The following is a 26,353-nucleotide window of genomic DNA, read 5'->3' on the forward strand; positions in this document are numbered from 1 at the left end:
TTTTGAACTACAGCTTTAAATTAATCAACATTTTCTAAGAAATTAGTTAACCATTCTTTGACATGAAAAGTAGCTTGACAATCATCTTGATTATAACGGACAATCGTATCAAGTAAAGTGCGATCACCTGTTTTTAGCCATTGTTCATACCAGTAAACACACTGAGCGCCATTTGCGCTAGGATCATTCCACTCAAACCCCATCCAACGTGCAATTGGTTTTAACGCATAACTTTCGACGGGAAGTGTAACCCAGTAAGTCACTTGTTGATGAATATCAATTAGACGTTTGAGTAAAGGTTTCCACAGATAATCTGGTGTATTATAGACTTTTGCTAACCGCTTAATTGTTTGGGATTCATAGTCACAAAAATGAAAAATAGGTGCAATTGGATAAGTCCAAACCAAGTTTAAAAACTCAGACCAAATTCTTTCTTCTTCGGCTTTACTTTCAGCTAAAAATGAATAGAGCTTTTGAGTATTGTTCTGTCGATCTACCACTAACACACCATGAAGATAATCTAAGTTTAACTCCGGTTGTGCTTCAATATCAAAATAAAGTTCAATCGGTGAACGTTGCAACACATTAGGTAGATAATTTAGAACCGATTTAACTGAATTATTTTCTATTTTTATATCAATAGATTTGCCATTTTTGAGATTTTCTGGGGAAGAACGAAGAACTGCTTGATTATTTAAAGTCGCTCCTGCTTGTTGAATAATTTGCGCCGCAACACCTTCATTAAACTCAGGATAATTCAGTAAAAAGTCTAGAGACGTTTCAGCAAGAGAATCAACTGTTGTAATATTTAAAGTTTGTAAACGACTATAACGACTCGGTGTTACACCCGGAAGTAAAGAAAGATGATTTTGAGATTGAGCGCTCGCATAACACCGACTATACCACTGACATAAATTACATTTTTGACGCGCAATAAAAACTTCCGGTTCTTGTTGTTTTTGCAGGGTTTCAATACAGTCTGTTAAAATTTCTTGCATCTGAGGAATGCGCTGATTTAAGTTAACATCACAGACCCTTTTTGTCCTTAAAATCAGCCTAGACTTTTCCGGTTTACCCCCTTGAACTTCAGCTAAAACATAAGCATGAAAGGCGGAAATAATTTGATAATCAAGTTTAGGACGTTTACCGAGTCTAATATCAGTCGGAATATAGATCCAGTCCCCAAATTTAGACTGTCCGGGATGTTTGACCAATAAATCAGGATAACTGAGTAAAATCACTTGAGAGGAACTTTCAATAGACTGAATATTTTCTATCGGTTCTTCACTCAGAAGTAACACACCTTTATGAATACATTCAACCCCTTGTTTCATCAAGTTCAACGTCGCTTGTGCGCCTAAAAACCAGTTTCGTTTGGGATAATCCGGTTGTTGGTAAGGGTGATCGGCTAAAATGGTTTGCTGAAAATTAAAACTATCTTGCATCAATTTGAGTAAAAAATCACTTGGGGGATCTTTTTGGCTAAAATCTCCATAAACATCAAGATAGGTGCGTCTAGAACACCGTTGGTAGAACAAAAGTTTTTGGTCGGTAATCAACATGAAATCTGAGTTGAAGGGATGAAAATAGCAGGCGATTTGTAGAAGATCGGGAAACGAACAGAAAGCAAAGCGGTAAATTACAACTTCCACTCCTGAAGCGATTCTCTCTCCTATTCCTTATTATGAGTTAAATCTAGCTTTGTGGTATACGGTAGTTAGGCAGTAACAGATGATGACTTACGACCGATTGAACTAATTATGACGAATTTGACATTAGAAACTTATCGACAACAGTTTCCCGCTTTAGCAAACAAAGCCTACTTTAATTATGGTGGACAAGGCCCACTACCTCAGCTTTCTCTCGATGCCATTTATCAATCCTACGAACAAGTTCAACAAAAAGGGCCATTTTCGGGGAAAGCGGGAAGTTGGGTTACTGAAGAATCAGCCCAGATGCGAGACTGTATGGCGCGTGAGTTGGGGGTGAGTGCAGAAACGATCACTTTGACGGAAAATGTGACTGTAGGCTGTAATATTGCCCTGTGGGGAATCGATTGGCAACCGGGAGATCATCTGTTACTGTCGGATTGTGAACATCCTGGTATTATTGCGATTATTCAAGAACTTCAACGGCGTTTTCAGATAGAGGTATCGGTGTGTCCGTTGAGAGAAACTTTAAACCAAGGTGATCCGGTTTCTGTGATTGAGACGCATTTACAACCGAATACTCGCTTATTGGTGATTAGTCATATTTTATGGAATACGGGTCAAGTTTTGCCATTGGGTGAGATTGTTAAATGTTGTCACAGCCAGTCCCAAGGGAAAGTTAGAGTGTTGGTAGATGCGGCGCAGTCGGTGGGGGTTTTACCGCTCAATTTAACGGCGTTAGAGGTTGATTTTTATGCGTTTACGGGTCATAAATGGTGGTGTGGGCCAGAAGGGAGTGGGGGATTTTATCTGAGTCCAGATGCTTTAACAACTCTTTCTCCGTCTTATGTTGGTTGGCGTTCAATTCAATACGACAAAACCGGAACTCCGGTGAATTGGAAACCGGATGCGAGACGGTATGAAGTAGCGACTTCTGCTTATCCGTTGTATGCAGGTTTGAGACGTTCAATTACACTGCATCACGAATGGGGAACGACGGAGGAACGTTATCAACAAATCTGTCATCTCAGTCAATATTTGTGGCAAAGGTTATCGGAATTGTCTGATGTTCATTGTTTACGAACTGCACCCCCAGAAGCAGGGTTAGTGTCGTTTCAACTGACAAATGGTTTAGTTCATCAAGCCGTTGTTGAGTCGTTGGAAAAGCAGAATATTTGTGTGCGAACGATTTTAAATCCTGATTGTATTCGCGCTTGTATTCACTATTTTACAGAGAAATCAGAAATTGATCGATTGGTCATTGCCATCGCTACTCTAAATTCTTCACCGACTGGCTTGATCTAGAGACAATCAGGCTTTGACGGGTGGGGTAGGACTCGAACCATTTCTACTGGCTTTGACCTACTCCAGTTTAACCTTAAATCCCTCAGATTTGAATCTTGAAAATTGAGTGAGGGAAAAATCAGGGAAGGTATAAAACCCAACTACAGTTAAGGGTTTCAGAGTTCAAAGTTACTTTTATGGGTTAAATATAAGAGTTAACAGATATAGAGTTATCCGATTGTTGGGGGTTAGATAACAAGATACACCGTTTCTCGCCCTGCTGTTAGGATAGTATCCTCTTAGAGGAATATGAGGGGAAAGTTTAAAAACAGAATAAAAGTCAGTGTAACAAACTGACTTGATCACTGCTGTTAGATTTGGTGGCGGGGAGCGGATTTGAACCACTGACCTTCGGGTTATGAGCCCGACGAGCTACCAGACTGCTCTACCCCGCGTCGCACTTCTATTACTATAACCTGATCAACACCAAACTGACAACCCCCTAATTCAAATCAATGAATTGAGTCTTCCTCAATTCCAATACTGTTAAGGCTTTGAGCAATCGCGATCGCCTTGCATCGATCAACAACACAGGGAGAGGCGCGATCGTATTTTTAGTGAGGATGCTAAGAATTGGAGGAGTTGGCGGATTTCGGCTCATTCCCTTCTTCAACTTGCAGGCTAGAGCAGGAATGCTTGGCTAGTAATTGTACTCCCTCATTGGCGTCTTGATAGACTTCTAACTCCGCTTGTGAAGGGGCTTCAAATAGAAAGTCTTCCTGAGGGAAAACCACTCGTTCTAAATACCAATTTTGAATATTACTAATCCGCACAACCTGTACTTTGTCACTCTCGTTAAAATAGCAGCAAAGTTTCTTAATCCCACAACTTGCAGGCAATTTATCCAATGTTAATGTCATTGTGAAATCCTCATTTCAAATGTTGTTTTTATCAAAGACCCATTCCTCATTTTGCCGAGGTATGATCCCCAATTGTCTAGAAATTTCTGAGATGTTTGAAAATCCCCGAAATGTCCTCTCCCTTTCTACCGTCAAAAAAAACAGCTTTACCCATTGGGTCAGTTGGCTTTAACTCAAACGGACAGACTTGTAGCTTTTCAGCCGATCTATCCGAATTGGGCTTAACCCGATCAATTTTCTATAGAAGTAGATTGGACTCAATTTTTTTTCGCCAACTCTGGAGTTGACCCATTTTGCTGTCTTGATCCCTTACATCTTAACTTTGCGTTTAGGTCAATCCTTATTCTAATTCTACTGCTTGTTAAAGCCTTTTTGCAAGATCAGTTTGATAAATCTCTCTTGAGCTAGAGAGCGATGATCAGCCATCCTCTATCACCACAGGAGTTGTATAAATTACAATTAGCTATTATACAAATTTTTACTTTGTGTTTTTATTTTTATAAAGAATTTATTAAAGACTAGATTTAAGCCTCAAAAAAGAACTGTTTTGGTAAAAATATTCCTCAACTGTACTGGTCAGAAATTTCAGAATCCGTAAAATAGCGAAATAGGCTGGCTAAAATTGTATTGGAAAATAAGAAGCCTTCTGGATCAGTTAATCTCAGAGATCCAGAAATCGTCATATCAGCCTCCCCATCCCTCGCTACAACTTCCACCCATCCTTGTTCTTGGTAGGGATGCAAGCAATGGAGAATATCTTTAACCGTTTGTTGTCCAAATTGTTGACTCAAACTCCTTAAATTCAGTCCTTCAGACAATCGCAGCCCCAACATTAGCCTTTCAAGTAACTGATCACAAGCACGATTAACCCATTCGGCATTTTGCATTTGATCTTCAGAGTGTACCCACTGATGATAAAGTTGAGTCTGTCGAGGGCGAGTGAGGCGATATCCCTGTAAATAACTCGCAGCCCCCATTCCAAACCCGTAGTAGGGCTGACAATGCCAGTACACTAAATTATGGCGACACTGCATACCCGGTTGGGCATAATTCGAGATTTCATAGTGAGTATAACCCGCTTGAGTGAGGATTTTTTGCGCCCAACGATACATCGCCGTTGTGCTTTCATCCGTCGGTAGCGGTGACTCTCCCGGAGAATAATATCGTCCAAAGACCGTTTTAGGTTCGACAATTAGATCATAATGGGAAATATGAGGAGGATTGAGGGTTAAAACCTGCTCTACAGACTGTTGCCAAAGTTCTAGAGTTTGATGGGGTAAACCCGAAATCAGATCCAGACTATAATTAGAAACTCCGACAGCGTGAATTAAATCAATAGCCTTCCAAACATCAGCTACCGTATGCGATCGCCCACAGGCTTGTAAAAGTTCATCTTGAAAGGCTTGTACACCCAAACTAACTCGATTGATCCCTAAATTGATAAATCCTTGTAACCGATGAAGATCAAACGTGTCAGGGTCCATTTCCATCGAGATTTCAGCCTGAGCGTCAATCCCAAAACGTTGCTCAAGTCTATCAAGAATTTGACCCAACTGACTCACCGATAACAGCGAAGGGGTTCCCCCGCCAAAAAAAATCGTTTCTAGAGGCTGATCTTCGACAGGGGCTTGAGTAATTTCCTCACACAACACATCGACATACTGTTGTATCCAAGTCGAATTTTCACCCCGTTTGCGATCGCCGACAACAGACACCGCAAAATCACAGTAGTAGCATCGACGACGACAAAAGGGAATATGAAGATAAGCTGAGGTTGGAATTGAGAAAATTGGGGAGTTTACCATCTCAAGAATGTTGTGTGGCTCGTATTAACAAAATTTCACTCAATCTATTATCCTCAAACTTAAACCCATTGTGGGATAATCTGATTCAAGCTCAGTCACGATCCTCAAAAGGATTGGTGCTACAGCCGATTGAGCAAAAAAAATAGTCTGATCATCCTAAAAAAATTGTAGGGTTTACCGAAAGACGATCACGAAAACAGTAAAGTTTGATGGAACGATATAATAGAACGAAAACCTGTGGAAATTCCCATAGGGATTTCCCTATCCAATTCCATTAGCCTAAAGCAATGCTAGATGCAATCATTATCATTCTATTCATCCTAGCGGGCGCAGGAATGGGCTTCTATGGTATTGAACTGCTTCCTTACAATGTACTGGAGCAAGTCACCAATATCGAGGGACTGCGATCAGTTACGGCTGCATTCACGGCCCTCATCGGAGGAGTGCTAGGCTTAGTGGTTCAAACCACCTATCGCCGACTCGAAGAGCAAGTCCGACAGATGCCTATTGACGTACTGCTGACTCGTGCCATTGGCTTAGTCATTGGGCTATTAGTGGCGAACCTGATGCTAGCACCCTTATTTCTGTTGCCAATTCCGAGAGAATTTGGCTTTATCAAGCCGTTAGTCGCTGTATTGTTCAGTGTAATGTTAGGGTTTACCGGAGTAAATCTAGCCGATACCCACGGACGAGCTTTTTTACGACTGCTGAACCCCAACAGTCTAGAAAGTATGCTCATCGCTGAAGGTACACTCAAACCAGCTTCCAGCAAAATTCTCGATACGAGTTGTATTATTGACGGTCGAGTAGAGAAGTTGTTAGAAACGGGCTTTCTCGAAGGACAAATCTTAGTCCCGGGCTTCATTTTACAAGAGTTGCAACTGGTGGCAGATGCAGCCAATGACCAAAAGCGAGCGCGTGGACGCCGAGGATTAGAAATCTTAAATCAAATTCGAGAAAATTATCCTGATCGCATTCAGATTCATTCAGCAGACTACGAAGATGTACAAACTGTTGATGCTAAATTGGTGCGACTCGCTCTAGATATCAATGCTACCTTGCTCACCAATGACTATAACTTGTCTCAAGTGGCAACTGTGCAGCAAATCTCGGTATTGAACATTAACGACTTAACTCAAGCGTTACGCCCCAACTACTTACCCGGAGATGGTCTAGACTTAAAAATTCGCAAAGAAGGAAAAGAACCCTCCCAAGGCATTGGCTACCTCGAAGATGGCACAATGGTTGTTGTAGAAGCCGGAAGTGATTATGTCGGTGATCAGGTCAGAGTGATTGTCACCAGTTCTTTACAAACTTCGGCGGGACGGATGATTTTTGCTCGAACCGAACAATCTGTTATGGCTTAGGGTTGACTTCAGTTGGTGAATCTTGAATCAGGGAAACCACCCGAAAAACAACCCCCCCAAGACACGGCAATCTCATCTGATCGTCGTGTTTTTTGTGCGATGATCTGCTCAAACCATCTTAAGATGGTATTTTAGCCGCTCACTATGGCACAATTTTGGAGCGGAGTCTCTGAACTTGATTGAGATTGCAGATTTACAAAACCCGATCTGACAATCTGGGATCAATTTTAGGTGAAGAATCTATGCCTACCCTGAATGGTTCTCCTCCGACAACGGAGCGTACCATTCGAGATGTCGGGCTTTCCACAGTTTAAGTTAAGATTTAAAGAACAGTCAGGATTGCCTGTCGATATGAATCCAGAATCCACATTACATCAACTCAAAACAGCACAGCCTAATGGTCAACTGCCTTCAAGCTTTGGAGTTTACTATAAAAACACCTTAGTGTCGCTGTGCCATGCCTTAGAAGACCACATTTTACAAACCTCTACTCCTGAACCCAGCCAACAACCCCTTGTTTTAGTCACATTTCAAGAAGGAAAGTGGTATCTACAAGAAGCTGAACGTTACTATGATATTGCTCCGTGTTGCCGTCATGTTGCGATCGCCGCCAAACCGGATAGTGGATTTATCAACCATCGCACGGGACAGTTGGAAAACGTCTCTTTGATCAACTTGGAAGATAGCGATAGCTTGGTGGAAGAATGGAATTTGATCATTCTGGCGCCGGGTTACACGGCGATGGTGTTGTGTCACGAACTCTCGGAGGAAGAATATCTCCCCCAGGGAAAACCGAAGGACGATACCGAGCGGAAATTTTACGGGTTGTGGACGTTTGACTGCGAATTGGTTCGCAAGTCGGCGGAAATCTTAATCGAGCGCATCGGGCCTTACAACCCGGAGTTGGCTGGCCGACTCCAGCAGCAGCACCAAGATATTCTCAAAACCACCTGTCCGGCGGTTCCCGACTTGACCGGGGTAGTTTCCCGGATAGTGACTTATTTGCAAACCTCCCAGCAAGAACTGATCGCCGTCAACCGCCAAGCCCGTGAACTGCGAGAACTTGAAGGCCAAGCCAAGCGAGTCAGCCGTAATATTAATGCCAATAAATTACAGGCTTTTCTCCGCATGGCCCAACGAGTCGATGAACGAGACAAAGACAACCCCTTTGCTTCCCTGCAAGTCTCCGCTTTGTGCGAAACCATAGGTCAACTATTAGATTTACCCACGGTGAGGTTAAGGCGTTTACGCCTGGCGGGGTTACTGCATCGCATTGGTTTAGCCTCTGCACCCCTAGAAGTCTTTACTCAAAGCCCAGAAGAAATGGACGATGCAACTCTCGCCTTCTGGAAAGAACGAGCCGTAATTGGAGCAAGACTATTAGAGGCGATGCCCGAAATTGCGATCATTAAGGATGTTGTGGCTCATCAACTCGAACATTGGGATGGTAGCGGTAAACCAGATGGTCAACAGGGGGAAGAAATTAATATCAAAGCGCGAATTTTAGGATTAGTTTCTTACTTCCAAGAATGGATTCAACCTCGGGGAAATCGTCCGGCGTTGAGTTTGTCTGAAGCCCTAGAAAAATGCCAAAAATTGAGCGGAACTCGCTTTGATCCTCAGTTAGTTGAGTCACTCAGTACCGTGGTGCGACTCTCAGAAATTGGTTTAATGCAGTTACCGGATCGACCTGCTCAACTCCCCAATGTCTGGTTAGAGGACAGCTCTCCTTTGGATCAGATTAAATCAAATAGTTGAAGTTTGATCAATTAAGAAGTTTAGGAGTGACAGGAATAAAGAGTTTAGAACCTCTGAACTTCTCGAACTTCTCAAACTCCTTGAACTTCTGAACTCTTTATTGAATGTTGATTGAAATGTTATGAATCTTGACCTAAGTGCTATTCGACGGGGAAAACTGAAAGAACTCACTTATGCTTACCTTGCGGGTGCAGACTTATCGGGCGCAGACTTAAGCGATGCCGATTTGTCTCAAGCCAATTTAACAGGTGCGAGTTTAACGGGAGCCAATTTACAAAGAGCAAAGTTACGCGCTAATTTACGGGGGGCTGACTTAACTGGTGCTAATTTAATTGAGGCTGACTTACGAAATGCTGATTTGAGGGGTGCGATTTTACTTGATGCGGATGTCCATAGAGCGAGTTTTGCTGGAGCCTTTTTAACGGGTGTCAGTTGTGGCGCCTTAGATCTAACAGGAGTCGATTTACGAGGGGCTGACTTGCGAGGAGTTAACCTGTGTCAAGCTGTTTTATTACAAGCAGACTTGAGAAATACTAATCTTTCTGGAGCCGATTTATCCCAAGCGGATCTAGAAGAAGCGAATCTCAGTGGTGCGGTTTTACGGGGAACCAACTTAGAACGAGCGAACTTACTTTGTGCGATTGTCGAACAAACTCAATGGTTGGGAACCGTTTTGGATGGAGCCTGTTTAGAAGGAACACCTCTAGCCCTAAAACAGAGTTAGGGATATCCCAAAATATTAGTGAATTTGACGATAACAGGCAAACTCCATTGTAAATGTTGCGATTCCCGATGTTAGCGATTAGCAATTGCAGTTAATTAGAATAGCCAAACATCTTCACTAACTGTACTTCAGCTTGAATAATCGCGCTCCCCAAATTGAGGCGCGTGATCACAATAATAATCCCCGACGGGCAGACAAATCGCCCTGAAGCAGTTCGGCATCAATTAAACCCTCAGCTTGGGGAAGATTGTTATTCAATCCCATTGGGTCGTAACCTTCTTCCATACCTTTTGTTTACAAACAGTCTCTTAATCGATCTTATTACGAAGTTTAGTTACAAGAGTACATCCAGAAATCCTAGAGCAGCGACCGCTCTCTGTTAGTGTCATTGATAATGATATTTGGAAGCGCCGCTTTGAAGAAATCAACAACTTTGAGAAGCATCTGGTTAATAATGGAACGATCATCCTCAAGTTTTTTCTCAATGTATCTAAAGAGGAGCAAAAAGAACGTTTTTTTGTCCTAACCATAGCGCGTAGCGCTATAAATGATGCGAAAGCGCGTAGTTTTTGGGATGACTATATGAGTGTCTATGAAGATATGTTCAATCACACCAGTACAAAATATGCTCCTTGGTACATTATCCCCGCCGATCACAAATGGTTTACTCGTCTAGTTGTGGCGGGCATCATTTACACGCAGTTAAAGGAACTGAATCTCAAATATCCAAAGGTCAGCAAAGAGCAACATCAGGAACTTTTAAATGCGAAGGAAATTCTGGAGAGCCAGAAATAAGGATGAGAATTAGTTAATTTTGGCGATCGCCATATTCCTGTTTTTTCCTCTCCTCAAATTCTAACCGATTCGTTTCAAGATAAATTAGGGGTCGAGAGAGAAGTCACCTTCTCCCCCTCCCATTCAAAACCGTGCATGAGACTTTTACCTCACACGGCTCCTAGTCTGTTAACCCTTTTTATGGGTACAATCATCCCGGTTTAGATTTCCGTCTTGTTGGGTTTTGGAATCGTGACAGTGACGGTGTAAGGCTTGAAGATTTTTGTAAATATCTTTTCCGCCCCTAGATTGAGGTATAATATGGTCTGTCTCAATCAGGTCATTAATTGTGAAGAATTGTCCACAGTATGTACATCGTCCTTTTTGACGTTTGATGAGTTTGGTTACGCGGTTTGGTATCCCTGTGTAGCCGTTGCTCATCCGTTTACTCCAGTATGTCCAATCGCCGTCATAAGGTGATTTCTCCCTTTTGACTTTGATGTGTCTCTTGATGGGGGTTTCTATGTGGTTTATCAGTCGAAACCCTTCTTTAGTTTGGAACGTCCATTTTCCATTGACTCCATATCTGTAATAGTTTTTAAGTTTGTTGTAGGACGCTTTACCACATCGAGAGGCTGTCCATGCCCTTAAAGCATTCCATATCATATGGTCAAGTTTGGAGAAGACATTTTTACTGACTACTTTAGAGAAGTAGTTGCTCCATCCTTTGATGACCGGGTTGAGTTGCTTAACCAAGGCACTTTGGGGTGCTGTGCGGTGGGTCTTGATGACCTTTTTGCAGTTGTCGTAGTGACTCTTGATTGCCTTTTGAGATGGTTTGATGTTTAGTTGGTATGGTTTTTTTCCCCCGGCTTGTCCGGCATTGATTCCCTTGTGAATACTTAAAGGATAATGTCGGATATTAAAGCCTAAGAAGTCAAACCCCGGTTTTTCCCCATTCCATTCGTACAAGGTGTTACACAGCCTCGTTTTTTCAGGTTTGAGGGTTAATCCAACAGGTTTTAACCATTCTTTAATCAGGTCTTGGGCTTCTAGTATGACTTCAGGGTTATTTGCTATAACTACGAAGTCATCGGCATATCGAATGATTTTCGGGCGGTATTTTTGTATCTGTTTTCCATCAACCATGATACTTTGTGGGAAATGGTTGACAACCGTATTTAACATTCCATGTAAAGCAATGTTGGCAAGGAGTGGGCTAATAACCCCACCTTGTGGTGTTCCTGTTTTTGTTGCTTCAAATACGCCATTGTCCAATACTCCAGCTTTAAGCCATTGTTTGATACTCCGTTTATACACAGAGGGACAATCTAGTTTGGACAGGAGGTGATCATGGTTAATTTGGTCGAAACATTTGGCAATGTCTGCATCTAGAACGTATTGAGGTTTTATCAATGCTTTCTTAAAGATTGCATCAATAGCGTCATGGGCTGAACGTCCGGGTCGAAACCCGTAAGATTCGGCTTCAAACTGTGCTTCCCAATAGGGTTCTAATCCCAATTTAACCAAGGCTTGCAAGGCTCTATCGTGCAGAGTAGGGATACCTAGAGGGCGTTTTTCGTCTCTGCCTGGTTTTGGTATCCATATTCGACGTAGGCTTTTGGCTTTTTGTCGTTGCTTCAGCTTGTCTACCAGGTGAATCCGGTCTTTGGGGCTTAGGTTTTTGATTCCATCAACCCCTGCGGTTCGCTTACCCTGGTTATCTTGACTTACTTTGCGTACTGCTAAGAGTCTTGCAAAATAGGACTTGTTGAGTAAACGTTGAAGTCGTCTAGCTTTTGCTTTCTGTCCCGATTTGACTGCTTGATAAATTGACTTTTGCAACTTGAATACTTTGCGTTGGATTTTACCCCATGGCATTGTGTTCCATGCGTTGTTCGTAGTCTTTAAACTCGCTATCGCCGTTTTCATTGCTAATGACCACTTTATCGTTTAATCAGACCGAAGTACGTCTGCTTATCCATATCCATTACAGATAGGCATTTGCTTCTTACTCCATCTCATCCGCATAGCCCTTGCGCTTAGACTTATTACTTATCAAGTTATCGACCAATAACTTGATAGCAACTATGGGGTTACTTCGTTTCGTTGCAAAGGGTGTTTCTGATTTAGGTTCATCCTATCCCCGGTGGTACTTTTGAGAGTCGATGTAGGTAATATAGTTAAGTCCCTACCTTTCCCATTGTTCGTTTTGAACGCAGCCTATCAACTGAGTTTGGCTACTTACTTTTTATCGGGGTTCAGGACAGATGTTCAGCAAAATGCTTAACCATGTCAGATTGTCAGTGGTCACGGTGTTGAGGGTCAGTTCCCTCTCAGTGCCTTGCCAAGCCCGCTTTAATCCTAGAATTGTCAGTTCTAAAACTAGGGCTGCATTAGACGTTGGGCTTCGGGTTTTTATCCCGTTGACTCTGCCCATCCCTTACCTCGGAATATTGATGTTCCTTGGGACTTTGTAACAATTATCAGGAAGATTTATTTCCTGCTAGGCTTACGTTTTTTTGAGCATTTCAGCCCTAACTTTTACCTAAACGAATCGCACGGCTATCTCAATTATAAGTAATTTTAGGAACTGAATGATAGTATAAAGGTTGCCTAACATTATGTCTTAACATTTGCCGATATGCCTCTAAGTTGGAATGAGATTAAGCAAAGGGCGATCACCTTTTCTAAGGAATGGGAAACTGAAACTTCAGAGAAGTCAGAGTCGCAATCATTCTGGAATGACTTTTTTAATGTGTTTGGCATTTCACGGCGGCGGGTGGGGAGTTTTGAGCTACCAATTAAAAAGGCAGACAATCAGCAAGGGTTTATTGATTTGCTGTGGAAGGGGACGATTTTGGTGGAGCATAAGTCTAGGGGTAAGGACTTAGATAAGGCTACACAACAAGCAAAAGATTATTTTCCAAATTTAAAGGAGCATGAATTACCGAAATATATTTTGGTTTCGGATTTTCATAAATTCAGGCTTTATGATTTAGATACGAACGAAACCAAAGAGTTTGAGCTAAAGGATTTTGTAAATCATGTGCATCTATTCGGCTTTATGGCGGGATATGAAAAACGGGTTTATAAGGATGAAGATCCTGTCAATATTAAAGCGGCGGAATTGATGGGAGAACTGCACGATCGCCTCAAAGAAATTGGCTATATAGGGCATGATTTAGAAGTGTATCTGGTGCGGCTATTGTTCTGTATGTTTGCTGATGATACGGCCATTTTTAATAAGGGAATTTTCTGGGAATATATCGATTTGCATACGAAGGAAGATGGCAGTGATTTGGCGATGCACATTGCTTCAATTTTCCATGTTTTGAATACGCCGAATGAGCGACGCTTAAGGAATTTAGATGAGAATTTGGTGCAGTTTCCCTATGTGAATGGGAAGTTATTTGAGGAGACTGTACAACCTGCGGCGTTTGATAAGCAGATGCGTGAAATATTGTTAAAGGCTTGTGCATTTGATTGGGGTAAGATTTCTCCTGCGATTTTTGGGTCGATGTTTCAGGCGGTAATGAATCAGACGGAACGGCGCAATTTAGGGGCGCATTACACTTCTGAAAAGAATATCCAAAAATTGATTAAGCCGCTTTTTTTGGATGATTTGTATGCTGATTTTGAGAAGGGAAAAAGTAGCAAGGGAAAACTAGAAACATTACATAAAAAGATTGCCAATTTATATTTCCTTGATCCTGCTTGTGGTTGTGGTAATTTCTTGATTATTACCTATCGGGAATTGCGATATTTAGAGATTTTGATTTTGTTGGAGTTGAATAAAAATGGGCAATTAGTGACGGATATTAGCTCGATTATTCAAGTCGATGTGGATCAGTTTGCAGGGATTGAATATAATGAGTTTGCGGTGCGGGTGGCTGAGGTGGCGATGTGGTTGATTGATCATCAGATGAATGTGAAGGTGAGTAATGAGTTTGGGCAGTATTTTGTGCGTTTGCCTTTGAAGAAATCCGCGAAGATTGTGCATGGTAATTCGTTGCGAATTGATTGGGAGTCGATTGTTGCAAAAGAGAAGTTAAATTTTATTTTGGGTAATCCTCCATTTGTCGGTTCTAAAATGATGAATGAAACACAAAGGAATGATCTTCTTGGTGTATTTAACGAGCCTAAAGGTGCTGGAGTTATGGATTATGTCTCAGCTTGGTATATCAAAGCAGCAGAACTCATTCAAAATTCAAACATCCAAGTAGCTTTTGTTAGTACAAACTCAATTTCTCAAGGTGAGCAAGTTGGTATTTTGTGGAATATTCTCTTTAATAAGTACAAAATTAAAATTCATTTTGCTCATAGAACTTTTAAGTGGGCCAACGAAGCCAGAAAAAATGCTGCTGTATATTGCGTCATTATTGGGTTTGCAAACTTTGATATTTTAGAGAAACGTATTTTTGAGTATGAAGATATAAAGGGTGAACCGCTAGAAATAAAGGCAAAAAATATTAATCCTTACTTAGTCAATGGGACAGACACAACAATTCAAAGAAGACGAAAGCCATTATCTAATATCCCATCAATAGGTATTGGCAATAAACCAATTGATGGTGGCAACTATCTATTTACAACTCCAGAAAAAGGAGAATTTATTAAAATAGAACCAAAATCTGCTAAATGGTTTAGAAAATGGGTAGGATCTGATGAATTTATTAATAATCGTGAGAGATGGTGTTTATGGTTGGGAGATTGCCCACCTAATGAATTAAAACAGATGCCCCAAGCCTTAAAGAGGGTTGAAGCAGTTAAAAAAGTAAGATTATAAAGTAAAAGTATTCCTACTCAGAAACTAGCACAAACTCCAACTCGTTTTCATGTGGAAAATATGCCTTCAACAGACTATTTACTTGTACCAAGTGTCTCATCTGAAAACCGAAACTATATCCCTCTTGGGTTTATGCCGCAAGAAGTTATTACAAGTAATCTATGTCTAATTATTTCTGAAGCCACACTTTATCACTTTGGTGTTCTCACTTCAGAAATGCACATGACTTGGGTTAGGTATGTCTGTGGACGATTAAAAAGCGATTATCGCTATTCCAAAGATATTGTTTACAACAACTATCCATTCCCTGAAACTGCAAACGACAAACAAAAGAAAAAAGTTGAAACTGCCGCACAAAAAGTATTAGACACAAGGGCAAAATATCCTGATAGCAGCCTCGCCGCTCTTTACGATCCTCTCACCATGCCGCCCGACTTGGTAAAAGCCCATCAAGCCCTAGACAAAGCTGTAGACCTTTGCTATCGTCCCCAGCCCTTCGTTAGCGAACTAAATCGCATTGAGTATTTATTTAGCCTCTATGAAGCCCTAAGTGCGCCATTGCTCAAAGTCGAGAAAAAAAAGCGAAGTAAGAAAAAAGATAGTTAATAAATTGGATGATGTTCAGAAATAGGAACAACAATCCTTTAGCTGAGACTAACTCATGCTTCTTTCTGATGTCTCTTTCTGCTGGATCAGCATCATTTTTAGTGCTTAACTGAGAGTAACGCACAAACAATTAGCATTCAGTAACGTTTGGGTGCGTTACATTGTATTAACAAACCCTACAAAATCGGCGACTCAGGGGAGTAATGATTGCGATCGCTATTATTGTGAGTCGTGATTTTTAGGCGGTCGCCTCAATTATCTATCTACTAAAGGCTTTGCGGTATGCGATCGCGGGGGTCGATATCCTCCTGTTTATTAACGTGCATTCGTTTGAGTTGTCCGAGTGAGTTCTAGGTTTAGCGTTGAAGGTCGAATGGTCTGTACAATTAACTCGGAGGGAGTCGATTCGCCCCCGAGCAGACATTCTGTTTCCTACATGAGCTTTTTTGCACTACATATATACTACATTTGTCCCAGTTCTGATTCCGGATTCTGAATAAAAACCCAATTGTTCGGGGCTGGCAGCCTCGGGCTTGAGGTTAGTGTTTTTTTAAATTAAATCTCCGTAGAAATACTGAGTCTCCACAACAGTATCTAGGGATTTTTAGTTTTTTTATTTACTAATTATTGATGTAATCCGAGAAACTACTGACTGATTTTTATTTCGAGTTGTAGCAAATTACTTTTCCACCAGTCAGTAATTTCACTGAAAATATATTGATTAAATATTCAAAAGTTATATTCTGGTATTTTTACGGAGACTTTGATTTCATTTTTTATCCGAATAAATACGTAGATTTTGTTTTTAGCTAGGCATAAATTATCTCCATATTCATCTCCGTGTATTTGTTTTCACTCTCTTTTTTTTACTTTAATAGATCACTAAAGTTCAGTGGGATAACCGATGACAGACCCTAGAGTGAACTGCAATAATTTAATTATGAAAGGTTAAAAAAGATACGGCAAGCTAATCACTCTATCTTTACAAAAACCTTTGATATTTACGGACAACATTAAAAATTGCTGTAAACCTAACAAGTTAATCAAACCAATCTAAATCAACCATAAAAGGCTACAGATTAACTCATTTTTTCATATTAATTACTCAAACAAATTTACAAAAAGCAAGCCCAGGAGATCGTCGTCATGTTTTCTAATCAACCCATTACCCGCTCAAACTCAGTCATTAGTCAAGGTGATGTTGCTCTGAATACAGACGAAATTCGTAATATACTTAACCTCGATGGTAGCGGTATTAAAATTGGGATCATTTCTGATAGCTTCAACTTATTAAAAGACGGAGTAACCGCAGCAGATGACATTAGAAGTGGCGATCTTCCGGGTGTCAGTAATCCAGATGGTTATACAACTCCGGTACAAGTCATAAATGAAGGCTCTAAAGGTAAAGATGAAGGTCGGGCGATGTTGCAAATCGTTCACGACATTGCACCGGGTTCTGAACTGATGTTTTATGGAGTATCTAATAATGTAGAAATGGCTCAGGCTATTGATGCTTTAGCCGCAGCCGGAGCAGATATAATTGTTGATGATATGGGCTTTACCAATCAGCCCTTTTTCCAAGATGGAATTGCAGCCCAAGCGGTTAATCGAGTGGTAGACCAAGGTGTAGTTTATTTCTCCGCTGCTGGAAACGATGGTCAACGCTCCTACGAGTCAGAATTCAGCAACTCAGCGAACACATTCACCGTCAACGGTATCACCTACGAAGCCCATGATTTTAATAGCGGAGCAGGTGTTGATGTCTTTAACCAATTTAGCTTGGATGCAGGAAAGAAACTCGGGCCATTAACACTACAATGGGATGAACCCTTCGCCTCTGTGAATAATGGTTCGGGAGCAACCAGTGATTTAGATATCTTTATCGTTAAAAAAGACTCTCTCAACCTGAGTGCAGATGATATTGTTGCTTCTAGCGCCGACAACAACGTGGGAGCAGACCCCCTCGAAACCATTTCTTTCACCAATAATACCGACAGCAGCAAGTTTCACGTTTTGATTGGTAAACGAGTAGACTCTACCGAACCGAATCAAATCAAATACATCAGCTTTTCCAACGACGCAGACAACTTTGAATACGGTCATAATAGTTCAACAGTCTTCGGACATCCCAACGCAGAAGGCGCGATCGCAATTGGGGCGACAAGCTACAATGATACTCCAGCATTCGGTACAAGTATTCCCAAAGCTAAATCTACTTCGTCTGTCGGTGGAACCCCCATCTTAATCGCAGCAGATGGAACTTACCTAGAGAGTTCTCTAATTCGTCAAAAACCGAACTTACTCGCCACAGACGGCGTAAATACCACCTTTTTCGGTGTGGATAATTCTTCTGATAGTGATGCGTTTCCGAACTTTAGCGGTACTTCTGCTGCTGCTCCCCACGCGGCTGGTGTTGCGGCGCTGATGTTACAAGCGGGTGGCGGTGCGGAATCTTTAACCCCGGCGGAAGTTCGCAGTATTCTAGAGGAAACTGCACTTGATGCTGATTTTCCGGGGTTAGATTTTAAAAGCGGTTCGGGTTTAATTCAAGCGGATGCAGCGGTAGAATTAATTGCGCCTCAGTCTGCGGGAGTCGCCGAAGATGATACAGCCATTACTCGGGTATCTCGGGATGCGAACAATGACGTGATGGGTACTGTAGAAGATGATATTCTTACAGGTAGTGCTGGGTCTGATGTTCTTCTGGGCGCTCAAGGAAATGACCAACTGTTAGGAGAAGCGGGAGATGATGCGCTCTACGGGGGTCAAGGAAATGATATTTTACTGGGACGACAAGGAAACGATGTTTTAAGTGGAAATTTAGGCGATGATGTTTTGATTGGTGGAAAAGGAAATGACCGCTTTGATTTAGGTTTAGAAGCGGGTGTCGATGTGATCAAAGACTTTACGCCTGGAGAAGATATTATCAGTTTGAGTGATGGCTTGGCTTTTACCGATTTAACGCTCAGTTTCCAAGATGGCGCAACTCTCATCGCAGCTCAAAATCAAACCCTGGCGACAGTAGACGGGTTACATTCTCTGAGTGAACAGAATTTTGTTTCTATCTAATCTGTCTGGTTATCATCTAGATTAATTCCAATTATTCATCTTCAGAAATTTTGTTTACCCCAAAACAGTCTATTTTCTCCACTAATTGAGTCATATCTTTTCCACTGACTGGATCGATCCAATGGGGTACAATTTCAGCGAGCGGAACCAACACAAAAGCCCGTTCTCGCATTCGGGGATGAGGAATTTCTAAAGTCGGTGTTTTGAGAATTAAATCATCAAAGAGTAGCAAATCTAAATCTAAAGTTCTTGGTCCCCAACGTTCTCGTCGAACTCGCCCAAACTGAGTTTCAACATTCAGTAAGGTTTGCATTAAGAGTTCTGCGGTTTGAGCGGGAGTTTTTTCGGTGTTCTCGACTGTTAAAATAGCACAACCATTGATATAATTAGGTTGAGGCGGCCCAACCGGGGCTGTTTGATACCAACTCGAGTGAGATTTGACGGTAATACTGGGGTAACTGTCCAACAGTTCTAAAGCGGTTTTAACTGTGGCGAGGGAGTCTCCTAAGTTGCTACCGAGAGCAATTGCCGCTTGTGCAAAGTTCATATTAAAAATTAAGAGATAGAGTTGGGCGTGTCATCCAACAAAATATTATAATTTTCAGCGTTATTTTGTCGAGGTTCTTGATACAAAGGAACGGTAAATGTGACGGTTGAGCCTAAACCTTCGCCAAGACTATAGAACTTCACACTGCCTCCCATCGCTTGTACCAATTTCTGAGAAATCACTAATCCCAAACCCGTACCCCCATATTGACGAGTGTAGCCTGTATCGACCTGAGAAAAGGCTTTAAAAAGGCGATCTTGCTTTTCTAAAGGGACACCAATTCCGGTATCTGTGACTCGAAATTCTACAAAACCGGGAAATTCTTGATTCTGAAGGATGACTTTTTGGTTCAGGACTCCTAAACTGATACTAACTCCTCCTTCGTGAGTGAATTTAATGGCATTTCCCACCAAGTTCAGCATCACTTGTAGAAGGCGTTGATAGTTGGCATAAACAATTAAACCTGGGGCGTAAGAGTGTTCGTGAATCGATAAATTTAATCCTTTTTGTTGAACTTGAGTTTTGGTAAACTGTTCGACTTCTTTTAAAAGTTCACTCACTTTAACTAAAGCCAAGTCAATTTCCATTTTTCCGGCTTCGATCTTGGCAATATCTAATACATCATTAATTAAATTGAGCAAATGTAAAGCAGCGCGATGACCTTCTTGCACAAACTCTCGTTCTTCTTCAGGATCATCAACCATCCCATCAATAACGAGTTTGAGAAAGCCAATAATACCATTAAGCGGGGTACGGAGTTCGTGGGAAGTATTAGCGAGAAATTCACTTTTGAGACGGGAGGAGGCTTCTGCTTCTGCTCGGGCTTCTTCAAGTTCTTGATATAAAGTTGCATGAGCAATTGCTGTTCCCACATGAGTCGCCAGTTCGCGCACAAAATCAATCTCAGCGAGTGTCCACTGACGAAAGCGATCGCATTGATGGAGGGCGATCAAACCATTCGGGCGGATCACTCCATTGGGTTGATCGAGATAGGATGTCGCCACCACCAAAACAGAACGACGTTTGTAGGGGTCTTCAGAAGCAGAAGTGCGTTCGAGGGCGATGGGTTCGAGGGTTGCCAAGGCTTGACTCCAACCCCACTCGTAACTAATAGAGATTTCTGAACCGAGCATACTTTCGTAGGGATTTTGCAGATACTCTGCCACAACTTGGGTGTGCTGGAACCGAATATCCGTGTGAGTCTGATCGGGTTTGTAGGGACAAATAATACAACGGTTAACTCGCAAAACCTGACCTAAACTCGCCACGGTTTGCTGCCAGATTTGCTTGAGATCAAGGGTGCGGCGAATTTTTTGGGTAATTTGACTGAGAAGGGTTTGATAAATCTGGGAACTCGGAGGGACTGTCCGACAAATTGTTCCGGCAATTTGCACCAGCATTTTTTGCTGAATATCAAAGTTAGAAGGCAAAGAACGATAAGCAATGATTTCGTCGAGATTTGCCTCCGAATTCATCTCATTTTGCTCCAGAGAGCGACCCATAACCAAGACTCGACTCGGTTTGGCATTCAGGGTCAAAATGGGACTGACGACTAATTCTAAAGGAATATAATGGTCTTGATAAACAAAGGGATAGCTAAATCGCTCTGGGATTGAATTTTCGAGAACACGGTGAATTCGTTCTAGATAGGGTTCTAACAAAGCAGGCCCAAACGTTTCCCCCATTTGAGAGCCTACTACTGGGTCAGCACCAAGACCATAGGATTCGCTCTGTTGCCAATAAAACGACAGATACTTACCCGATGCATCCTGAATAAATACTAAATCAGCCCCCAACTCTCGCCAAATTTCGGCAGGAAATGAGTTTGAAAGCTGAAAGTCTGTATTAGAGTTCATCAGTGTTCGCGACAGGGAACCTTTACCTCAACGCAGTTTAGGGAAATTAAGCTTCACCTTCGACTCAAGAGAATCTGAGAATTTGAAAGCCTCAGACCAATCAATTGATCGAGATAAAAGGAACTTAAGACTACTAATCTTTGATTCTAGCTTTTGATTCTCGCTCCCGGATCTATTCGGTCACAGAGCAATAGAGTCAGCTTCTTTCCTGGAGGTCTTCAAGTCGTAATCTGTGACTTCTTCCCCTACTCTCGATTAGCGGGGACTCTAAAAGGATGTTTTGAGGCGGGTTAAAACCTGACCTCTCAACTCTTTTAGCTGACTCGTTTTTACCGTTTTGGGGACGAGTCTAAACCCCCCGATACACTCAAATCCATGCTTGTTCAAGACTGGAAAAGTGACTCACAAAAACCGAACCGGGACTTTCCGTTCTATCTAATTCAGACAGAGTGGAAAGTGTGGAGTTGAGCTAATCATTCCACTCACCCCGAGGTGGGACGGGAGGATTGCGCTGGAGAGTTAAAGCCAATTCATCTTCAGGACGCTCACCCCTAAGCCACTGACGCAAAGCCGTTTCTATGACTTTACTCGGATCATTTGTCAGATGCTGAATCTGATCGAGCAGCTCGGAGTCTATCTTAATAGAAACTTCGACTTTTGTGGGCGCATCGGAGGAAGATATGGGGTTCTGCTGGTTCATAACGTAAAAAATCCTAGCCAATCAAAATCTAAATCTTTCGGGGGAATAAGCACGGCTGAGTATGATTTTCACCTGAAACTTGGGGTGACTTTACCCAGGAAGACTCGCTTCATTTCTTTGATTTGCAGCAAGACAGAGCAACCCCTGATTCCGTGCCTATTTCTATTGTACGATGCTCGTTCCACAATCCAACAAACTAACTGGGTTGTTGGGAGTTTACTCCTGAAGCCCCAAAAATAACGATTCTTTAGGGTCGTTCAAACTTAGATGGAGATTGAAACCCTTGAGCGGGCTGACCGGAGAGGGCGCGACTCATAAAATCTCGCCAAATCGGAGCCACCGTTGTTCCTCCGGTAGACCCGGAAGCCAGGGGAGTGTAATCATCATTTCCCACCCAAACCGCAGTGGATAATTGCGGGGTATAGCCTACAAACCAGACATCCCGCTCGGAGGAGGTGGTTCCTGTCTTTCCGGCTGCCGGACGGCCAATTTGCGCGCGGGTTCCAGTTCCCCCTGAAATCACCCCTTGTAAAACACTATTGAGGGATGCCGCCGCCCATTGATTTAAGACTAATCTCGGTTTAGGCGTATTATCCAACAATATATTTCCCTGACTGTCGGTGACTTGTACAATAAATGTCGGATCTGAGTGCCAACCATTATTAGCAAAGGTGGCATAGCCTCCGGCCATTTCCATGGGGGTAACATCGACTGAACCCAACGGTAAGGAAATTACCGGGTCTATCGGACTTCTGAAACCCAGAATCCGGCAGACTTCAATCACTTGATTGAGTCCAACCGCCTGACCTAATTTCACCGCCGGAATATTGAGAGAATTGGTCAAAGCGGAGCGAATACTCACCGCCCCAGAGAAGCCCCCTCCGTAGTTGCGGGGAGAATAGTAGCCATAACCATCGGGATAACTGACTGGGGAATCATAAACAGTTGACTCTGGGGAATATTTACCGGTTGCAAAAGCAGTATAGTAAACAAACGGTTTAAACGCCGAACCCGGTTGACGTTGAGCTTGAATCGCCCGGTTATATTGACTGGTTTTGTAGTCGGCACCGCCCACCATTGCCTTAACAAAATGGGTTCGGGGGTCAACAGCAGCCAGAGCGATTTGACCGTTATCCCAACTGCGGTAAACTCCCCAATAATACAGGCGTTCATGCCATGTACTCACGACTTGTTCGGCCATCCGTTGGAAGTTGACATCAATCGTTGTTTGTACGCGCATTCCGCCTTTGAGGACTGCATCCCGGCCAAACTTGCGGGTTAACTCCTGAACAACAGCTTCAGTCACGTAGGGTAACTGACTCTGGCGAAATGAGGTGATAGACCCGACCAGCAGAGGTTGTTTGAGGGCTTCGGCTTCTTCTTCGGCCGTAATCCATTTTAAATCCCGCATTCGTTTGAGAACGGTGGCTTGTCTCTGCTTGGATTTTTTGTAGTCTACAAACGGGCTGAAATCTTCCGGCGCCGGAATTAAACCCGCCAGCATGGACGCTTCGGCCAGCGTCAGATCCTTGGCTGATTTATTAAAATAACTTAGAGATGCGGTTTCTACACCATACAGGTTATGACCCCAATAGACTTGGTTGAGATATAGCTCTAAAATCTCGTCTTTGGCTAAAATTTGTTCTAACCGAATGGCCATCACCGCTTCTGCGGCTTTCCGGCTAATGGTGCGGTTTGGGGACAGAAACAGGTTTTTCACCAACTGCATGGTTAGGGTTGAACCCCCCTCTACCGTCTCTCCGCTCTCTAAGTTGGCCACAAAAGCCCGGATAATTCCTGTCGGATAAATCCCTTTGTGATAGTAGAAGTTGCTGTCTTCAATTGCTAAAACTGCACGCTTGAGGTGAGGTGAAATTTCATCAAGGGAAATAACTTCGCGGTTGGCTTCATCGTGAAGACTCGCCAGTGGTCTACCCTGAATATCGTAAATGTGGGTGGTTTCTGTCGGGGCGTAGCTTTGCAGAACCCGCACATCGGGCAAATTTCGGAAGCTGACGGCTAAACCGACTAGCCCTCCAGCCATGACCGAACTCGCTAACATGGTAGCACTGAGTAGCGTCCCAGCCGTGACCTTGCTCACTGACTGCACGAAGTCAAAAATACCTTCTGAGTTGTTAACTTCCGGTTTTTGGCCGATAGCGTTAGTTGATGACACGTTAGATTTCACTCCCTTCAGGAAAACAAGGCAACAGGGGATCAAGCCGGGGTTAGGATCGCGCCCAGAGGGTGATCGCTCTGGCTAAGTGATAGCATACAGCATTAGTTTGTGGCTATTGATGGGTTTTCTAAAAGTTTTCTCAGAAAACCGGGTTCGACAATTTGGGTTTGCCTCCGCTCATCGCAATCTATCCCCAATCGCATCGGACAATGGTAAGATGCTGTATGAATATAAATCAGTGATTAACACAAGAGATCAGGGATCAAGGTTAACTTAATCGATCCAATATTTGCAATAATAAAAATCTTCATCAAATTATGGCATTGAGTCAACCTCCAAAAGAGAGATCAACAGAAGCACCTCTCGATCATATGACGAAACTGCGTCGAGGTGTTAGTGAAATTTTTCCTGAACAACTCGATTCTAAGAGTCCCGATGACAATTTTAACGAACGATTGGCTCAGTCTAATCAACCGTTACGAATTAAATTTGGGATTGACCCCACTGGAACAGATATTCACCTCGGACATAGTGTTGTTTTCCGCAAACTCCGTGATTTTCAAGATGCCGGACACACTGCTGTTTTGATTATTGGTGATTTTACCGCAAGAATTGGTGATCCGACCGGAAAATCTGAAGTTCGTAAACAACTCACCACTCAACAAGTTCAACAAAACGCTCAAACTTATCTCGATCAAGTTCGTCCGATTCTTGATTTTGACACACCCGGACGCTTAGAAATTCGCTATAATTCCGAATGGCTTTCTCAACTCGATTTAGCTAAAATTTTGGATTTGCTTTCCACGATGACCGTTGGACAAATGTTAGCCAAAGAAGGCTTTGCCTTACGCTACGAGAAAGAAGCACCGATTTATTTGCATGAATTTCTTTACCCAATTATGCAAGGTTATGATTCTGTCGCCGTTGAAGCTGATGTCGAACTCGGAGGCACTGATCAAAAGTTTAACCTAGCGGTCGGTCGAGATTTACAACGCTACTTCAAACAAAAACCTCAATTTGGTTTGTTAATGCCGATTTTAATCGGTACCGATGGCGTTCAGAAAATGTCAAAATCTCTGGGAAATTATGTCGGACTGTCTGAAGATGCACTAACAATGTATTCCAAATTGGAAAAAATTCCTGATGATTTAATTATACAATACTTTGAACTGCTGACCAAACTTCCTCTCGACGGGCTTCCGGAAAATCCCCGAGAACGACAAAAATTATTAGCCCTAGATGTTGTTTCTCAGTATCACGGAAAAGAAGCTGCTAAAGACGCCCAAAAAGCCGCCCTCAACCTCACGGGAGGAAATGCTAAACAAGCCGATGCGGTTCCCGAATTTTCCCTAACTGAAGTCGAATTTCCAGCCAAGTTATTCTACATTCTCAATGCCAGTGGTTTGTGCAAAAGCAGCAGCGAAGCCCGACGACAAATGCAAGGGGGAGGAGTACGACTTGATGGTGAACAAATTACCGATGTTAACCTCATCTTTGATTCTATAGATGATTTAAACGGACGAGTTTTGCAACTGGGTAAAAAGAAATTTGTGCGGTTAGTCGGATAATGAATACAGAAAAAATAATCGTTCCTCTCGATGTTTCAACGATTACAGAAGCACTCGCTTTAGTTGACCAATTGCCTCAAGTTTCCTTCTGGAAAGTCGGTCTAGAACTATTTATCAGTAGCGGGCCTGAAATCTTAACCCAACTGAAACAGCGACAAAAACGAATATTTCTCGACCTGAAATTTCACGATATTCCTAACACCGTTGCGGGCGCTTGTCGGGCGGCTTCCCAATACGGCGTAGATTTAATTACCATTCATGCAACAGCCGGAAAAGTGGCATTAAAAGCCGCTCAAAATGCCCTAGAAGAAGGCGCGAAAGCAGCGGATAAACCTGTGCCAAATTTAATCGCAATTACATTATTAACGAGTTTAAATTCCCGCGAATTAGCCTTTGATTTAAAAATCCCTTTGGAGTTGCCAGAATACGCCCTACAAATGGCATTACTCGCCCAAGAAAGTGGGTTGGCGGGGGCGGTTTGTTCACCCCAAGAAGTCGAACAGTTGCGGCGAACTTGTGGGCATGATTTTCTATTAGTTTGTCCGGGTGTACGTCCGACTTGGGCGGAAAAAGGCGATCAACAGCGTTCATTTACCCCGTCTCAGGCGATGAAAGCGGGTGCTGATTACCTGGTCATCGGACGACCCATAACCGCCTCAGAAGACCCCATAGCGGCTTTACAACGCATTGTTGAGGAGATATCTTAAACATAAATTATCCCCCTAAAATTTGATTGGTAGGGAGGTAGGGAGGTAGGG

Annotated in this window: 16 protein-coding genes, 1 tRNA gene and 1 pseudogene; 9 read left to right on the forward strand and 9 right to left on the reverse strand. The window is 42.5% G+C overall.

Annotation, left to right across the window (positions count from 1 at the left end):
• Positions 1–20 precede the first annotated feature (20 nt).
• Entirely contained in the window at positions 21–1,562 is a 1,542-nt protein-coding gene (locus tag M595_RS02175; protein ID WP_023064270.1) for a TM0106 family RecB-like putative nuclease, read from the reverse strand.
• Positions 1,563–1,760: 198 nt separating this feature from the next.
• Here M595_RS02175 and M595_RS02180 point away from each other — a divergent pair, with 198 nt between their 5' ends.
• Positions 1,761–2,954 carry an aminotransferase class V-fold PLP-dependent enzyme gene (locus M595_RS02180; RefSeq protein WP_023064288.1) on the forward strand — a complete coding sequence of 398 codons (1,194 nt, stop codon included), beginning with the start codon at positions 1,761–1,763 and terminating at the stop codon, positions 2,952–2,954.
• 357 nt (positions 2,955–3,311) lie between these two features.
• Here the strand turns inward: M595_RS02180 and M595_RS02185 are convergent.
• The 3 genes from M595_RS02185 to hemW form a co-directional block, all read right to left on the reverse strand.
• Positions 3,312–3,388: transfer RNA gene (locus M595_RS02185), tRNA-Met, on the reverse strand.
• A 171-nt stretch (positions 3,389–3,559) separates the two neighbouring features.
• Positions 3,560–3,853, reverse strand: coding sequence for a DUF1830 domain-containing protein (locus M595_RS02190; RefSeq protein WP_023064405.1), 294 nt, complete (start codon positions 3,851–3,853; stop codon positions 3,560–3,562).
• 563 nt (positions 3,854–4,416) lie between these two features.
• Positions 4,417–5,658, reverse strand: coding sequence for a radical SAM family heme chaperone HemW (gene hemW, locus M595_RS02195; protein ID WP_023064345.1), 1,242 nt, complete (start codon positions 5,656–5,658; stop codon positions 4,417–4,419).
• A 287-nt stretch (positions 5,659–5,945) separates the two neighbouring features.
• Between hemW and M595_RS02200 the strand changes: the two genes are divergently transcribed.
• The 4 genes from M595_RS02200 (at position 5,946) to M595_RS29985 (ending at position 10,302) form a co-directional block, all read left to right on the forward strand.
• Positions 5,946–7,025, forward strand: a complete 1,080-nt coding sequence (locus tag M595_RS02200; protein WP_023064435.1) for a PIN/TRAM domain-containing protein — start codon at positions 5,946–5,948, stop codon at positions 7,023–7,025.
• 351 nt (positions 7,026–7,376) lie between these two features.
• Complete coding sequence (locus M595_RS02205; RefSeq protein WP_023064406.1) at positions 7,377–8,783, forward strand: HD domain-containing phosphohydrolase; 1,407 nt, start codon at positions 7,377–7,379, stop codon at positions 8,781–8,783.
• A gap of 121 nt (positions 8,784–8,904) precedes the next feature.
• The gene (locus M595_RS02210; RefSeq protein WP_023064392.1) at positions 8,905–9,507 is read left to right on the forward strand and encodes a pentapeptide repeat-containing protein; all 603 of its coding nucleotides are present in this window, start codon (positions 8,905–8,907) and stop codon (positions 9,505–9,507) included.
• Positions 9,508–9,906: 399 nt separating this feature from the next.
• Positions 9,907–10,302: a polyphosphate kinase 2 family protein gene (locus tag M595_RS29985; RefSeq protein ID WP_203418996.1), complete on the forward strand. Its 396-nt coding sequence runs from the start codon at positions 9,907–9,909 to the stop codon at positions 10,300–10,302.
• Between the two features lie 168 nt (positions 10,303–10,470).
• Here M595_RS29985 and ltrA read toward each other — a convergent pair whose 3' ends face one another.
• Positions 10,471–12,213: a group II intron reverse transcriptase/maturase gene (gene ltrA / locus M595_RS02220; protein WP_023064325.1), complete on the reverse strand. Its 1,743-nt coding sequence runs from the start codon at positions 12,211–12,213 to the stop codon at positions 10,471–10,473.
• 712 nt (positions 12,214–12,925) lie between these two features.
• On the opposite strand from ltrA, the pseudogene M595_RS02225 reads away from it, so the two are divergent.
• A pseudogene (locus tag M595_RS02225) lies at positions 12,926–15,676 on the forward strand (class I SAM-dependent DNA methyltransferase).
• A 1,146-nt stretch (positions 15,677–16,822) separates the two neighbouring features.
• Entirely contained in the window at positions 16,823–18,745 is a 1,923-nt protein-coding gene (locus M595_RS02230; protein ID WP_023064334.1) for a S8 family serine peptidase, read from the forward strand.
• A gap of 31 nt (positions 18,746–18,776) precedes the next feature.
• Here the strand turns inward: M595_RS02230 and folK are convergent, their stop codons facing one another.
• The 4 genes from folK to M595_RS02250 all read right to left on the reverse strand — a co-directional run bounded on the left by folK (position 18,777) and on the right by M595_RS02250 (position 24,024).
• The gene (folK, locus tag M595_RS02235) at positions 18,777–19,292 is read right to left on the reverse strand and encodes a 2-amino-4-hydroxy-6-hydroxymethyldihydropteridine diphosphokinase (RefSeq protein WP_023064395.1); all 516 of its coding nucleotides are present in this window, start codon (positions 19,290–19,292) and stop codon (positions 18,777–18,779) included.
• A gap of 8 nt (positions 19,293–19,300) precedes the next feature.
• Positions 19,301–21,148: a GAF domain-containing protein gene (locus M595_RS02240; RefSeq protein WP_023064385.1), complete on the reverse strand. Its 1,848-nt coding sequence runs from the start codon at positions 21,146–21,148 to the stop codon at positions 19,301–19,303.
• 469 nt (positions 21,149–21,617) lie between these two features.
• Positions 21,618–21,848, reverse strand: a complete 231-nt coding sequence (locus M595_RS02245; protein ID WP_023064360.1) for a type II toxin-antitoxin system CcdA family antitoxin — start codon at positions 21,846–21,848, stop codon at positions 21,618–21,620.
• Between the two features lie 247 nt (positions 21,849–22,095).
• Positions 22,096–24,024, reverse strand: coding sequence for a transglycosylase domain-containing protein (locus tag M595_RS02250; protein WP_023064390.1), 1,929 nt, complete (start codon positions 24,022–24,024; stop codon positions 22,096–22,098).
• 320 nt (positions 24,025–24,344) lie between these two features.
• Here M595_RS02250 and tyrS point away from each other — a divergent pair, with 320 nt between their 5' ends.
• Both tyrS and pyrF read left to right on the forward strand, forming a co-directional pair.
• The gene (gene tyrS / locus M595_RS02255) at positions 24,345–25,595 is read left to right on the forward strand and encodes a tyrosine--tRNA ligase (protein ID WP_040483452.1); all 1,251 of its coding nucleotides are present in this window, start codon (positions 24,345–24,347) and stop codon (positions 25,593–25,595) included.
• Positions 25,595–26,302 carry an orotidine-5'-phosphate decarboxylase gene (gene pyrF, locus M595_RS02260; protein ID WP_023064367.1) on the forward strand — a complete coding sequence of 236 codons (708 nt, stop codon included), beginning with the start codon at positions 25,595–25,597 and terminating at the stop codon, positions 26,300–26,302. The genes tyrS and pyrF overlap by 1 nt, the downstream gene beginning before the upstream one ends.
• The last annotated feature ends 51 nt before the right edge of the window (positions 26,303–26,353 follow it).

The sequence above is a fragment of the Lyngbya aestuarii BL J genome (assembly GCF_000478195.2).
Taxonomy (GTDB): domain Bacteria; phylum Cyanobacteriota; class Cyanobacteriia; order Cyanobacteriales; family Microcoleaceae; genus Capilliphycus; species Capilliphycus aestuarii.

Bases quoted from the DNA above. Each gene is read 5' to 3' on its own strand.
- M595_RS02175 (WP_023064270.1), bottom strand. From the start codon at position 1,562: ATGTTGATTACCGACCAAAAACTTTTGTTCTACCAACGGTGTTCTAGA.
- M595_RS02180 (WP_023064288.1), top strand. From the start codon at position 1,761: ATGACGAATTTGACATTAGAAACTTATCGACAACAGTTTCCCGCTTTA.
- M595_RS02190 (WP_023064405.1), bottom strand. From the start codon at position 3,853: ATGACATTAACATTGGATAAATTGCCTGCAAGTTGTGGGATTAAGAAA.
- hemW (WP_023064345.1), bottom strand. From the start codon at position 5,658: ATGGTAAACTCCCCAATTTTCTCAATTCCAACCTCAGCTTATCTTCAT.
- M595_RS02200 (WP_023064435.1), top strand. From the start codon at position 5,946: ATGCTAGATGCAATCATTATCATTCTATTCATCCTAGCGGGCGCAGGA.
- M595_RS02205 (WP_023064406.1), top strand. From the start codon at position 7,377: ATGAATCCAGAATCCACATTACATCAACTCAAAACAGCACAGCCTAAT.
- M595_RS02210 (WP_023064392.1), top strand. From the start codon at position 8,905: ATGAATCTTGACCTAAGTGCTATTCGACGGGGAAAACTGAAAGAACTC.
- ltrA (WP_023064325.1), bottom strand. From the start codon at position 12,213: ATGAAAACGGCGATAGCGAGTTTAAAGACTACGAACAACGCATGGAAC.
- M595_RS02230 (WP_023064334.1), top strand. From the start codon at position 16,823: ATGTTTTCTAATCAACCCATTACCCGCTCAAACTCAGTCATTAGTCAA.
- folK (WP_023064395.1), bottom strand. From the start codon at position 19,292: ATGAACTTTGCACAAGCGGCAATTGCTCTCGGTAGCAACTTAGGAGAC.
- M595_RS02240 (WP_023064385.1), bottom strand. From the start codon at position 21,148: ATGAACTCTAATACAGACTTTCAGCTTTCAAACTCATTTCCTGCCGAA.
- M595_RS02245 (WP_023064360.1), bottom strand. From the start codon at position 21,848: ATGAACCAGCAGAACCCCATATCTTCCTCCGATGCGCCCACAAAAGTC.
- tyrS (WP_040483452.1), top strand. From the start codon at position 24,345: ATGGCATTGAGTCAACCTCCAAAAGAGAGATCAACAGAAGCACCTCTC.
- pyrF (WP_023064367.1), top strand. From the start codon at position 25,595: ATGAATACAGAAAAAATAATCGTTCCTCTCGATGTTTCAACGATTACA.